The organism is Undibacterium hunanense (assembly GCF_014284335.1).
Classification (GTDB): domain Bacteria; phylum Pseudomonadota; class Gammaproteobacteria; order Burkholderiales; family Burkholderiaceae_D; genus Undibacterium; species Undibacterium hunanense.
This window is the reverse complement of sequence record NZ_JACOGF010000007.1, coordinates 121,002-135,709: the sequence shown is the minus strand read 5'-3', so window position 1 is coordinate 135,709 and position 14,708 is coordinate 121,002. Positions and strand designations below refer to the sequence as shown.

The window sequence follows — 14,708 nt, the reverse complement described above, 5'->3', positions numbered from 1 at the left end:
GGCAACAATGAATGCGGGTATTTAGGTAAAGCGTTCTTGAATTGCCATGTGTGATGACACGTATAGTGATCGCCTGGTTTACAAATACGCATGTATATCAAATTCATCAATCTGTTCGGCATTCATGAACTGTTTTCCGTATTCCAGATAAGCACCTGATTTCAAAAACAGCCCAAACAATTCTGCATCGATGTGCTGGTCTTTTTTCATGAAGCTCATGATCTTGATGGCTTCTGACAGGGTTTTGCCTTTTTTGTAGGGGCGATCGGCAGCGGTCAGGGCTTCGAAGATGTCGGCTATGGCCATCATGCGGGCGGGGATGCTCATGTCGGTGGCGCTAAGACGTTTGGGGTAACCGGTGCCATCCATTTTTTCGTGGTGACCACCAGCGATTTCTGGCACTTTGGCCAGGTGGCGCGGGAAGGGCAGTTTTTCCAGCATCATGATGGTTTGTATCATGTGTTCGTTGATCTTGTAGCGTTCTTCTTCTGACAGGGTGCCGCGTGCCACGGTCAGGTTATACACTTCGCCGCGGTTGTACAGGTGTTCTGGCACCTTGACCTTGAAGCCCCATGGGTTATCTGGGGCGATTGTGTCGCGCGGTGATCTGGTGAAAATGTGTTCGGTTTTGTCGCTCAGCAGTTGTTCCTGCACAGGCAGTGCGGGTTCAGTTGTGCGGTTCTTGCGTTCTTTTTCATCGTGAGAAATGCCGATGCGATCAGACAGGGTTCTTAGCCAATGGCGTCCAGCAATATCTTGTATGCGGGCGATTTTGTCGGGGGCCATGAATTCGCCGCCCTCGTTGCATTCCGCCAGGAAGGCAAAATCGCTATCCAGCTGGGCGATGGTGTCGTCCAGTTTTTTCTTGAGTTCTGTTGCGTCATTGCCGGCACTGTCATTCGCCACTGCTTGCCAGTAGTCGATTTGTGCATCGCGTTTCAAGACTTCAAAGCGCATGCGTATTTCATGGATGCGGTCGTACAGGGTTTCCAGTTTGGTTGCCTTGTCGACGATGTATTCGGGGGTGGTGACTTTGCCGCAGTCATGCAGCCAGGCGGCGATATGCAATTCTTCCCATTCTGTATCACTAAGCTGGAAACCGGCAAACGGGCCTTCGGTTTCCTTGCAGGCAGCCTGGGCCAATAGTTTGGTCAGCACAGGTACACGCTGGCAGTGGCCGCCGGTATAGGGGCTTTTGGCATCGATGGCGCTGGCGATCAGTTGTATGAAGGCTTCCAGCAAGGCTTTTTGTTCCTGTATCAGGCGCTGGTTTTCTATGGCGACGGCGGCGGCACCAGATACGGCTTCGGCCATGGCTTGCCTGCCGGGGTCGATATCAGCATCATCAATCACCAAGGCAATTGCACCGACCAGGATATTATTGCGATCCTTTAAAGGAATGGCAATCAGGGTGGTGACGTGGTTGGTGGTGGGCAGGGCGCTGAAGAAGCGCGGCAAGTCTGTCGCCTGCAACTGGCAGATGCTGCTGCTGCGTGATTTGCATGCCTGGATGACGGGGTGTTCTCCATCTGTCATGGCAATGTGCTGGGCATCGCTTTCCAGTACCTGGTGGTCTACATAGACTTGCACCACTTGCATGGATTGGTCCTGTGGCTGGTACAGATAGAGGATGCCGGATTTGGCATCGGTGATTTCCGACATTTCTTTCAATACCCGCGCGAGCAATTTGTCATAATTGGTTTCTGATGCCAGGCTGCTGGCAATATCAAGGAAGGAACGTATGGTCGCTTTCATGCCGCGCATGGAATGTGTGAGGTCGGCAATCTCCTTGATGCGTGACTGGATATTGATGGGGCTTTTGAAATCGAAGCGGGCGATCTTGCTGGCTTCGTCGTTCAATTGTTTCAGCGGTTTGGATGCCAGGCGTGAAAAATAAATGGTCACACCTATGCCTATCGCCAGCATTACCAAAAACAGCATGATGGTTTGCTGGCGCATCTTGATGATGTCGGCCAGCAGTTCATCATGCGGGCTGGCGATCAGGATGTGCAAATCCTGGCCACCCGGGATTTGTATATTGGCCTGATAACTGGCCCAGGTTTGTCCTGCGACATCCAGCGCCTGGCTGGTATTGCCCGCAGCGCTTGCCAGTTCACGCACTTTGTTCAGTACAGGGGCATCCTGTTCAGCCAGGGTGGGCATGCTTTGCGTGCCATCCAGTTTGGTGACGATTTGTGGTTTGTAGGCGGCTTGCCTGCCATTTTTCCAGGCCAGCAATTGGCCCTTGCGGTCTATAAGCGCGATGCTGGTCGATGGTGTGACGCTGCTGTTCTTGATGGTTTCATGGATGGTGGGCAGTTCTATATCAATGCCGACGACGGCATCCACATCGACGATTTTTTGTGCGTAGGTGACGCCTATCTGTCCTGTGGTGAAGAAGTAATACGGTTCGGAGACATTCGCCTGGCTGGGATTTTTCATGGCGTTTTCATACCAGCCACGCAGGCGCGGATCATAGTTGCGCAGTGGGATTTGCTGGCGGCTGATTTCATTGAGTCTGTCATCCAGATAGACAACATGCTCAATCAGCTTACCCGCTTCCAGGCTGGTGCTTTGCACTATCCACTCTGTTCTGGCTGGTGCCTTGAAGACATCTTTATTGCCATTTGACTTGGCGTACTGACGCAACAGGAAAAATTCGCCATCAGCAAAACCGACATAGGCTGAAGTGGCAGATTTGACACTGATGATGGCCTTGGCCAGGTAATTGACATGGCTTAAGCGTTCATTCAGGTTCTTGCCAGAAATGGGATGGGCTTGCGCCAGTATCTCGGTCTGGCTTTTTACCGGCTCATAGATGTCCTTGACGTTGCTGGCGACTTCATTGCCTATCAGGGTGTAGCTGCTGTCTGCTTGCGCCAGGATGATTTTACTCATGCGGGTGAACTGCACGGTGCCCATGGCGATGGCGAACAGCAACATCAGACCGGTAAAAAAATACGCGATATAGATATAGAATTGAACGTTCTTTTTGATGCTCATCGACAGGCCCGCCCAGAGTAATGTCATGCCACCACGGAGCATCTGTTTTTGTCAATAGATTCAGATGCTTAAAATGCAAGTTCTATGGTAGTGGTTTATTTTGCATCGCGCAAATGAAAACTTTTTGCATGGATGCCACAGCGACGGTTATTTGATCGAAAAGCACGATGTTCAGCGCAGGGGCCGCACTGAAGTGCATCCTTTCAGTGCGGCTTTGACAAAATAGATTTAATTGCCTGGATCTTTGGGTGAGATGGGCAGGTCGATATAAAACTTGGCTCCGCGTCCCGGGCGCGATTCAAAGCCGATATTGCCATCCATTCTTTCAACCAGTTCACGGGTAATCGCCAGGCCCAGCCCTGTACCGCCGTTCTGGCGTGTATCCGATGAATCTGCCTGGGCAAACTTTTGAAATATCCTGTCCCTGAATTCGTTTGGCACACCCGCACCATGGTCAATCACATTGATGCGCACGCGGCGTTCGCTGGCTATGGTGGTGATGTCTACCATACCGTTTTCTGGCGAATACTTGATGGCGTTGGACAGCAGGTTGGACAGTACCTGCATGAATCTTTGTATATCGACCGATATATTGACAGCCGGGACCGGATGCGCCAGACGCAGCGATACCTGACGTTGTGCACCAAAAGTCTGATTCGATTCTATGGCCTGTACCAACACATCAGACAGTGGCACAGTCTGGAAATGGAAGACCATTTTACCCGCCGACAGTTTTTCCATATCCAGCAAATCATTGATGAGGAAAGTCAGGCGCAGGCAATTTTTAATGGCGATGTCCAGCATCTGCTGTATACGATCGGGGAAGCTGCCAAGAGCACCACCCGATATCAGACCCAGCGCACCAGAGATGGATGTCAGTGGCGTGCGCAGCTCATGGCTGACGGTAGATATGAATTCATTCTTGATCTGTTCAATACGCTTGCGTTCGGTGATGTCGCGCATCAGGCCTATGTACAGGGGCTTGCCCTGGCGTTTGACGGCAGACATCGATACATCAAGCGGGAACAGGCTGCCATCCTGTTTGCGCCCGGTGATTTCACGGCCTATGCCAATGATGTCTTTGACACCGCTGACGCCGGTCACCTTAGCGACTGATTCTTCTTTGTCCTGTGCCAGTGTGTCGTCACCTGTTGCTGTTGTTGATGCTGCGGGTTCCCCTGCCAGATCGATAAATGCCTGTGGCATCAATTGGCGTATGTGCTGGCCGGGCAGGTCATCAATGTCATAACCAAAAATATTGGCAGCGGCATTGTTGAGGCTGAGTATGTATTCATCTTCATTCAGCGTGATGATGCCATCCAGTACATTGTCAACGATGGTGCTGGTGTGGGTCGCGTGATCGCGCAGGGATTCTTCGGCAGCCTTTCTTTCGCTGATGTCCTGGAAGGTACCGTACAGACGCAGACAGACATCGTTTTCAAACTGCGGAAAGCCGATGACATGCACGCAACGTTCATTACCGCGCGCGGTAATGATGCACAATTCGGTATCAAAGGCCTTGCCTTCACGCAGTGCGTCACCCACCATCTGGGTTATCTTTTGCTGGTAGAGTTCATTCTTGTAGAAACTGATGGCATGTTCTACGGTACAACTGAAATCTTCATCCACTTCATGGATTTGCCGCGTGACCTTACTCCAGTGCAGTTCCCGGGTCTGTGCATCCAGTTCCCAGGTACCTATGCGGGCTGCTGCATTTGATTTTTCCAGTAACTCAAGCGCGTGTTCCAGTTCTGCTTCGGCTTCTTTTTGCGTGGTGATGTCGGCGTGGCTGCCGGACATGATCAGCGGCTGGCCATCGGGGCCCCAACTGACTACACAACCGCGATCATGTATCCAGATCCAGCGGCCATCCTTGTGCCGCATGCGGCTTTTGAGATCGAAATACTCTACCTCGCCACGGAAGTGCTGATCAATCAAGGCACTGGTCATCTTCAAGTCTTCCGGGTGACACAGTTTCAGCCAGGTATCCACCGTCGTGGGGCTGAGTTCAGCCAGGGTATACCCCAGCATTTCTGCCCAGCGTTCGTTGTAGATGGTTTCACCGGTGACGATATTGCATTCCCAGGTACCGATATTGGTACCCTTGATCACGTTCGCCAACTGACGTTCGGTTTCATATCTGTGCTTTTGCACACGGGCCGCGCTGATCAATTGTCCCAATGTACTGAACAGTGGTTTGAGAAAGGCGATCAATGCATCATCTGCGCTTGCGTCATGCTGGCGATTGGCAATGCCGACGATGGCAATCAGTTCACCATCGTAATGAACTGGAATGCCAAGGAAATTTTCAATCGGCCTCAGATGTTCTGGAAAAATGATATCCAGTTCTGCCAGCTCTGGTGTATGCAGCAGCCTGGCTTGCAAGGTATTGTCCTGGACACCAAACAGTGTCGTCAGATACTGTGCTACCTGATCTTGCACGTCTTGCCCCAGAGGTGTACCTACGGTCAGCTCCTTATTGGTATTCCAGGCCAGTACGGTTGATTTCAGGACGATTTCACCCTGCTTGCCGCGCAAGACTTCACTGATGAAGCCACATTCGCTGCCGGTCAGGTTCAGGGTTGCTGCGAGCAGGGATTCAAAGCCTTTTTCCTGATCGCTTTCGCTGATAAACAAGGCCTGGGTTTGGGCGATGGCATCACTCAGCATACGCTGTTGTTGCAACTGGCTGTCCAGTTCCTGGCGTTTCAGTACACCGCTTACCCAGTCACCCAGCAAACGCACGAATTCAATTTCCACATCTGAAAATGGGAACAGGCGTGCATGCACATCTGAAAAATTCAGAGTCCCATATTGGTGCTCATTCATGTACAGGGTGACCGAGATATAGCTGGCCACGCCCAGTTGCGTATAGCCGGGGTGGCGCAGATACGGGCTGTCAAATACGTCAGCGATATGAAAGACGGTATTGCTGGCTACAGTCAGTGATGCAAACGAATGGGATAGTGGGACTTTCTCGCCCTCATGAAAACGCTCGTCACCGGATTGCCGCAGGACGATTTCACATATCCCATCCTTTATTTTGACGATGTGCCCGGTACCGATACCCAGGTAATCACAGGCCATTTCCAGTGCCTGTCGCAACAGGTTTTCGGGGTGCTGATAGGACAGCGAGGTAATTTCGGTCAGGGCTAGCAAGGCATGATGCTGGCGTTGCTGTTCTTCCCTTGAAAATTCATGCTCTACGCAATCGGCAAGATCGCGCAGCGCGATGATGTCATCCTGGCTCAGGGTTCTTGGCACGCTGTCTATGATGCACAGTGTACCCAGCCGCTGGCCGTTTCTGGCACGCAGTGGTGCGCCGGCATAAAAACGTATATTGGGACCGGTAGTGACCAGCGGGTTATCAGAAAAACGCAAATCCAGCCTGGCGTCCGGCACATACAAGACATCTTGCGACAAGATGGCGTGGCCGCAAAATGAGATATCCCTGGGTGTCTGTGTGGCATCCAGCCCCTGACGTGATTTGAACCACTGGCGGTCAGTATCTATCAGCGACACCAGGGCAATCGGTGTCTGGAACAGATGTCTTGCCAGCCGCGTCAGCCGGTCAAAGCGCTCTTCTGCCGGGGTATCGAGGATGGCACATGCCTGTAGCGTCTGCAGGCGTAGGGTTTCATCGCTTGGGAGGGCTGGTGCTTGCATGAGAATCACTCAGTTCGCCGGTAAATTGGTCAACCATGTTTGCAGGGCTTCGCCGTACAGCGGCTTGCTGGCAAAATAGCCCTGCATGGAATCGCAGCCTAACATACGCAAGGTTTCGCGTTCTGCGGCAGTTTCTATGCCTTCTGCAATCACGCTCAGCCCCAGACCATGACCCATGGCAATGATGGCCTTGACCAGACTCTGGGTGCTGGGCAGGGCATCGATATTGGTCACAAAGCTGCGGTCTATCTTCAACTCACTCACCGGCAGGCGCTGTAAATAAGATAGCGAAGAGTAGCCGGTACCAAAATCATCAATCGACAGATCCAGCCCGATATCGCGCAAGCGCTTGAGCAGCAGTATGGTGCTGTCGGGGTCTTCCATGATGCCGCTTTCGGTGATTTCCAGTTTCAGCAAGGCCGGGTTGACGGCATGGCGCTGCAACAGTGCGGCGATCTGGTCTGGAAAACTGGTATCCCGCAAATCATGGGTGCTGACATTGACGGCAATGGTTTGCTGCGGATAATTCTGTTGCCAGCCCAGCAGGGTGGTGATGGCTTTTTCCAGCATCCACATGGTCAGCATGCTGATATAGCCGGTGCGTTCGGCAAAGGGGACAAATTCGGCCGGTGAAATAAAGCCACGGGTCGGATGTTGCCAGCGTACCAGCGCTTCAAAGCCATAGGCCTTGCCATCGACCAGATGCAGTTTGGGCTGCAGCCACATTTGCAGTTCTGAATCCCTGACGGCAGAACGCAGATCAGACAGCAGGCTTAAATGACTGAGACGTGAGGCTTCTTGCGCATCGGTATACCAGGCTGCTGCACTGGCACTGCGCTTGGCCGCATACAGGGCCACTTCGGCATTGCGTATCAGGGTCATCAAGGGCAATGCAGTGTCGATGGTGATGGCCAGGCCGTACACCAGGCTGACGTCGACAGAGTGCTGGGCACACTTGACCGGTTCGGCCATGACAGCATCAATACGCTGATGCAGGTTTTCCATGGTGCTTTTGCTGGTATCAAAGCACAGTATGGCAAAGGCACCGCCAGCCAGTCTTGCCAGCCAGGGTTTGCGCTCGCCATCGTCCTGGCTGACTACCGATTTGAGACGCGTGGCCACATCATAGATGACGGTATCTCCGGTATCAAAACCCAGGGTCTCATTGATGATTTTAAGGCGCGCCAGATCCATCAGTATCAGCCCCTGGTGTGGCTCACCTTTGCCGTCATGGGTTTTCAGCATGAAGGTGCGATTCGGCAGATCGGTCAGTGGGTCATAGTAAGCCAGGTGCTCGACGGTTTGCTCGCGTATGCCGATGGCAGTGGCCATCGCATTCAGGGCTTCGCCTACACGTGCCACTTCTTCTGTCTTGCCGGGTGTCAGACGTGTCTGGTAATCACCGTTGGCGATTCGCAGTGCGCTGGCCTGAAGTCGCGCCAGTGGCCGCACCACACTTCGGGTTGTCAGCCAGGCCAGAACCGCTGCTACCAATACCGCAAAGCCTGACAGCAGCGCCACCATCATGCCTGTGCGTTCAAAGTCTTGCTGGGCTTCGGCTTGGTGTTGCTGTATCAGCTTTTGTTCACGGTCGAGGAAAGTTTTTGATTCCTGCAGCAGGTTACCCAATGCCGGCTGCACCTGTTTCAGAAAAGTGGATTTGGCAGCTTCCTGTCCTTCATCTTCGAGCTGGTTGACGGTGACAATATAGTTTTGCTGGTAAATATTGCGTTTTTCCTTGAGATTCTTCAGGGTCTGCAATTGTTCGTCATCGCTGAGTGAAGCTTCCAGGGCGCTGATGAGTTTGTCGATCTGGCGATTTTTCTCGTCTACGGCGGCATATTCGGGTATGCGCTGTTCATAGGGTACGGTCAGCAGTTGCAGCAGAGCACGTCCGACATTTTCTGTGGATAAACTGAGTTCCTGTACATACAGCAGGCTTTGTATTTCCTTGGTGGCAAATTTATTACTCTGCGCCGTCATTTTGCGAATTTGTGAGATTGGCAACAACAGGACGATGGTAAACAAGCCCAGCAACAAGGCATAGCTGAGCGCCAGTCTTACCCCTATGCGGCGCAAGCGCAGTATATGTATCAGGCGGTCAAAGCTGTTACGCATGGCAAAGCAGTCTACAAGTGAATATCTGCCCAATGTTAATACACTATTAATTATGAGGGCAATATCATTATTCACACTCAGCCTTATTTATGAACTGAGTATCTACAAACAGTTGCAGTATGCATCATGCCACGGGTGCAAGCGGGTTTTGCTTAACGTGCGATCAGCAGATATACCAGCAAGAGGTTGGCGACGATGGAGATGACGGCCAGCGCACGCCACAGCGACAGCGGGTCGCGCTGGGCCAGTGGCTTGATGCTGGGGGCAGGCAGGGGATGGGCGGCACCGCGTTCTAGTGCCAGCAGAAATTCTTCTGCTGTTTCAAAGCGATCTTGCGGGTCACGGGCAACCGCTTTCAGCAAGACATTTTCCAGCCAGTGTGGCAAGTCAGGGCGATAACGACCCGGCGTCACCGGCTCACCGAACTTGGGGCGCTGGAAAGGTTCTACCTCTCCATAGGGATAATGCCGGGTCAGCAGGTAATACAGGGTCACGCCAGTGGCGTAGATATCCGTCGCCCTGGATGGTGGTTCCCCCTGGAATTGTTCCGGTGCCAGAAAAGAGGGCGTGCCTGCCAGATTGAAGTTGCTGGCTGGTGAGCTGTCCTTGCTGTCAAAGCCGGACTGCGCCACACCCAGATCGAGGATGCGGATTTCATCATCGTCGCCCAGATGTACATTCGCAGGTTTGATGTCCCTGTGCAAGATGCTGCGCCTGTGTAGCGCACCGACCGCACGCACCAGTTTGCCACCGCAGACGACGGCTTCGGGTACGGTAAAATGCTGCCCGGCATCCAGCCGTCTTTGCAGCGAATCACCAGCGTGCCAGGTAGACAGGTAATACAGGTAATTTCTTTGTTCTGGCGTGATCACCTGGGGAAAGAAGCGGGCGACCACGCGTTTCGCCAGCCAGGCTTCATGCGCAAAGGCAGAACGTTCCTGGGCGTCTGTGGCGCGGTCGGGGTGCAGGGTCTTCAGCACCAGCTTGCGGTGATGGACTGGATCGGTCACCCGGTACAGCAGCGTGGTCTGCGAGGTATGCATGACTTCATCTATCACATAGCCATCCAGCGTCTGGCCAGGTTTCATGCGGGGTGGTACGGGCAGGACATGTAATTCGGTAATGGCATCGCGCAAATCACCTTCCGGCAATTCATTGACACGCACGACCAGGGCACTGCAATTGTCTTGTGAGCCGGCCTTCATGGCGGCTTCACACAGGCCAGTGCAGGCCAGGTCCGGGCTCAGGCTTTGGGCGCTGACTTGTTGCAGAAAATCATTCAGGTCATATTCGCTGATGGCAGCCCAGACACCGTCACTGGCCAGCAAGAACACATCACCGGCACGCAGTTCACCCATGCCATGGTCGATGACCAGGTGCGAATCCAGGCCTATCGCCCGCGTCAGCACATGCTGCATTTCCGGTCTGTCCCAGACATGGTCCTGGGTCAACTTCTGCAAGTTGCCATTACGCAGCAGATAGCAGCGGGTATCGCCGACATGGGCGCTGTAATACATGCGTCCACGCAATACCAGGGTAGTCAGAGTGGTGGCCATGCCAGCCAGCTCGCGCCTGACCGAGCCTTGCTGCTGTACCCAGCTATTCATGGCGACCACGACTTTTTCCAGTGCCGTGGTGACTTCCCAGGTATCCGGGGTGGCGTAATAATCAGTCAGTAAACCGCGCACGACATATTCTGCCGCCTCGCGCCCGCCTTCACTGCCGGATACGCCGTCGGCGACGGCCAGTATCATGCCCTTGCTTGACAGTTCCGGCTCACCGGGTGTCACCATGCCGACAAAATCTTCATTGCGGCTACGCACGCCTGCGACAGACTGATAGCCGGTGGTGACGATGAGTGGCATGGTGTGGGATAGCTCTCAGTTGATCAGATTTTTGCAGTGGTCATGGCAGCAGAACCCCAGGTGGTGCGCCAGCGCTTCTTCACCAATGATAAACCGAGCAGGGCGACAATCGCCAGACCGGCAAAAATTGACAGACCCAGTTGATAGCTGCCGGTGATCTGGCGTGAATAACCCATACTGGCCGCCAGATAAAAACCACCGACACCACCGGCCATACCCACCAGACCGGTCATGACGCCCATCTCTTTGCGGAAGCGTTGCGGTACCAGCTGGAACACTGCCCCATTACCGGTACCCAGTGCCAGCATGGCGATCACAAAGACGACCACGGCAGCCACGGATGACTGCAAGCCAGTCGCAGCTATAAACAGGAAGGCCGCAGCAACGGTGTACATCACCGACAGTGTCTTGATACCACCGATACGGTCTGCAATGCGGCCACCGAACGGACGCACCAGTGAACCAGCAAATACACAGGCCGCAGTGAAATAACCAGCGTGGACAGGCGACAGACCATATTGCGTATTGAAATAAATGGTCAGTGACGATGCCAGGCCAGAAAAACCACCGAAGGTCACACTATAGAAGAACATGAACCACCAGGCATCCTTATCCTTCAGTACGGCCAGGTATTCACCCAGTGATTTGCTGGGTGTTTCACCCGGCGCATCCTTGGCAAAAATCAGGTAGACAATCAGTGCCACTATCAATGGGATCAGGGCCAGTCCAAACACATTCGACCAGCCGTAGGCAATCGCCAGTGCTGGTGCAAACAGGGCAGCAAAAGCAGTGCCGGAATTACCCGCACCGGCAATACCCAGCGCCGTGCCCTGATGCTCTGGCGGATACCAGCGCGACGCCAGTGGCAGTGCAACCGCAAAGGCAGAGCCGGCCACACCTAAAATCACACCCAGAAATAATAACTGTTCATACGTATGTATATTGCCCAGCCATGCCCAGCACAGGCCTGCCAGCACCACGACCTGACCAATAAGACCGGCTTTTTTGGGTTTCAGATGATCGACCAGGATACCCATCACGATGCGTAACAATGCACCAGCCAGCAACGGGGTGGCAACGATCAGACCCTTTTGTGCGGCGGTCAGCCCCAGGTCTTTGGATATCTGTATCGCCAGCGGACCCAGCAGTACCCAGACCATGAAACTCAGATCGAAGTAAAAGAAAGCTGCTAGCAGTGTCGGCGGATGGCCTGCTTTCCAGAATGATGTTTTTTGCATGATCGCTCCAATGATGAACGAGCATGCCACTTGCAAGTGCCGTGCCATGAAATCGTGCAGGAAATGGGCTGTTTACTTGCTTGCAGCAGAACGAAATGTGCAAAAAATGTGCGTCACGTAAATTAAATGGTGCAATGCACCAGTTTGGCCAATTTATTTTTTGTAAAAAATAGGTTTTTGATATCACGCTTCAGCAAGTGGCATTACTCATCCTGCTGATTGATTAATTGTTGGTTTTACCTGTGCAAAGCTGTTTTATATATGGTTTTATTGGTGCGCGCAGAATAAAGCGAGAAACTTGGCTACCTGGAAATTTCGAACTGGCATTGCTCTTGCTTAGAGATTGCGGAGACATGTAAAGGAGCAGCCATGAAGAAATTAAAGCTAGTGATGGTCGGGAATGGTATGGCAGGTGTGCGTACCCTTGAAGAGTTGATCAAGATTGCCCCGGATTTGTACGACATTACCGTTTTTGGTGCAGAACCCTATGCCAACTACAACCGCATCCTATTGTCACCGGTGCTGGCGGGTGAGCAGACGATCAAGGACATCATGCTCAATGATGTCGATTGGTATGAAGAAAATAATATCACCCTGCATCTCGGTAAAAAAATCACCAAAATCGATCGTCACAAACGCATCGTGATTGCCGAAGACGATACACAGACCGAATACGACCGCCTGTTGCTGGCGACCGGTTCCACTCCTTTCATGTTGCCGGTACCTGGCAAAGACCTCAAGGGCGTGATCGCCTACCGTGATATCTACGACACGAATACCATGATAGAGGCGGCAGAAAAGCATACGCACGCTGTCGTCATCGGTGGCGGCCTGTTGGGCCTGGAAGCAGCCAATGGCTTGAAAATGCGCGGCATGAGCGTCTCAGTCGTGCATCTGCCTGGATGGTTGATGGAACGTCAGCTGGATCCTGTTGCCGGCAAGATGCTGCAAAAATCCCTGGAAGACCGTGGCCTGAATTTTCTGCTTGAAAAAAATACCGAAGCCATCACCGGTGATGAAAATGGCCATGTGAAATCCATACGCTTTACCGATGGCCTGGAAATCCCGGCGCAACTGATCGTCATGGCTGTCGGCATACGCCCCAACACGGCCCTGGCAGAATCTGCCGGTCTGTACTGCAATCGCGGTATCATCGTCAATGACACCATGCAGACCTATGATCCGCGTATTTATTCCGTCGGCGAATGCGTGAACCATCGCGGCACGGTGTATGGTCTGGTCGCACCTCTGTTTGAAATGGCCAAGGTCTGTGCCAATCATCTGGCGAATTTCGGGATTGGTCGTTATCAAGGTTCAGTCACATCCACCAAACTGAAAGTGACTGGCATCGATCTGTTTTCTGCCGGTGAATTCATGGGGGGTAAAGATACTGAAGAAATCATCTTGTCTGACCCCATAGGTGGCGTCTACAAGAAGCTTGTTGTCAAGGATGACAAGCTGATTGGTGCCTGTTTATATGGCGATACTGTCGATGGCAGCTGGTATTTCAAACTGCTGCGCGAAGGCAAGAATATTTCTGAAATCCGCGATTCACTGATGTTTGGTGAATCGAATACCGGCGACGTGGGTCATGAAGGCCATACCAAAGCCGCTGCCATGCCGGATGAGGCCGAGGTCTGTGGCTGTAACGGCGTCTGCAAGGGCACCATCGTCAAGGCCATCAAGGAAAAAGGCCTGTTCACGCTGGATGACGTGCGCAAGCATACCAAGGCATCAGCATCCTGCGGTTCATGTACCGGGCTGGTAGAGCAGATCATCATGTTCACCGCCGGTGGTGATTATTCAACGGCTTCAAAAGTCAAACCCATGTGCTCGTGTACTGATCATAGCCATCAGCAAGTGCGCGATGCCATCAAGGCCAACAAGCTGCTGACTGTTGCAGGCGTACAGGAATTCATGGAATGGCGCACACCGAATGGTTGCTCCAGCTGCCGTCCGGCCATCAATTATTACCTGATTTCCACATGGCCGCGTGAAGCCAAGGATGATCCGCAATCGCGTTTCATCAATGAACGTTCACACGCGAATATCCAGAAGGATGGTACTTATTCCGTCATCCCGCGTATGTGGGGTGGTGAAACCAATGCCAGCGAATTGCGCAGGATTGCCGACGTCGTCGATAAATTCAACATACCGACAGTCAAGGTCACCGGTGGCCAGCGTATCGACTTGCTGGGGGTGAAGAAAGAAGACTTGCGCGCAGTATGGCAAGACCTGGGCATGCCATCAGGCCTGGCATATGCCAAGGGTTTGCGTACCGTAAAAACCTGTGTGGGTAGTGAATGGTGCCGCTTCGGTACGCAAAATTCCACCCTCATGGGACAGCAGCTGGAACGAGAACTGGCGCGCATGTATTCACCGCACAAGGTCAAGCTGGCCGTATCCGGTTGCCCGCGCAATTGCGCCGAGGCCGGTATCAAGGACGTTGGTGTGATCGGTGTCGATTCTGGTTGGGAAATTTATGTAGGCGGCAATGGCGGTATCAAAACCGAAGTCGCGCAATTCCTGGTCAAACTGAAAACCCATGAAGAAGTCATGGAATATACCGGCGCTTTCCTGCAACTGTATCGCGAAGAAGGCTGGTATCTGGAACGCACCGTGCATTACCTCGCCCGTGTCGGTCTTGACTATGTGAAGAAAATCATCCTCGAAGATGACGAGCGTCGCAAAGACCTGTACCAGCGTCTGCTGTTTGCCCTGGAAGGTGAATCTGATCCGTGGCATGAACCAGAAAAAGCCCAGGTCGATACGCGTCAATTCGAACGCTTGCCAGCATAAGGCCAATTTAGTTGAGAGG

At 52.9% G+C, this 14,708-nt stretch carries 6 protein-coding genes; 1 reads left to right on the top strand and 5 read right to left on the bottom strand.

Annotation, left to right across the window (positions count from 1 at the left end; translation table 11 throughout):
* Nucleotides 1-78: 78 nt before the first annotated feature.
* The 5 genes from H8L32_RS14940 to H8L32_RS14920 all read right to left on the bottom strand — a co-directional run bounded on the left by H8L32_RS14940 (nt 79) and on the right by H8L32_RS14920 (nt 11,890).
* Nucleotides 79-3,030, bottom strand: coding sequence for an HD domain-containing phosphohydrolase (locus tag H8L32_RS14940; RefSeq protein ID WP_186948053.1), 2,952 nt, complete (start codon nt 3,028-3,030; stop codon nt 79-81).
* A gap of 201 nt (nt 3,031-3,231) precedes the next feature.
* Entirely contained in the window at nt 3,232-6,669 is a 3,438-nt protein-coding gene (locus H8L32_RS27725; protein WP_186948052.1) for a PAS domain S-box protein, read from the bottom strand.
* A 9-nt stretch (nt 6,670-6,678) separates the two neighbouring features.
* A complete protein-coding gene (locus H8L32_RS14930) occupies nt 6,679-8,787 on the bottom strand; it encodes an EAL domain-containing protein (protein ID WP_186948051.1) in 2,109 nt (702 codons plus the stop codon).
* A gap of 152 nt (nt 8,788-8,939) precedes the next feature.
* Nucleotides 8,940-10,652 carry a bifunctional protein-serine/threonine kinase/phosphatase gene (locus H8L32_RS14925; protein ID WP_186948050.1) on the bottom strand — a complete coding sequence of 571 codons (1,713 nt, stop codon included), beginning with the start codon at nt 10,650-10,652 and terminating at the stop codon, nt 8,940-8,942.
* A 23-nt stretch (nt 10,653-10,675) separates the two neighbouring features.
* Nucleotides 10,676-11,890 carry a nitrate/nitrite transporter gene (locus tag H8L32_RS14920; RefSeq protein ID WP_186948049.1) on the bottom strand — a complete coding sequence of 405 codons (1,215 nt, stop codon included), beginning with the start codon at nt 11,888-11,890 and terminating at the stop codon, nt 10,676-10,678.
* 369 nt (nt 11,891-12,259) lie between these two features.
* On the opposite strand from H8L32_RS14920, the gene nirB reads away from it, so the two are divergent.
* Entirely contained in the window at nt 12,260-14,689 is a 2,430-nt protein-coding gene (nirB, locus tag H8L32_RS14915; RefSeq protein WP_186948048.1) for a nitrite reductase large subunit NirB, read from the top strand.
* Nucleotides 14,690-14,708 lie beyond the last annotated feature (19 nt).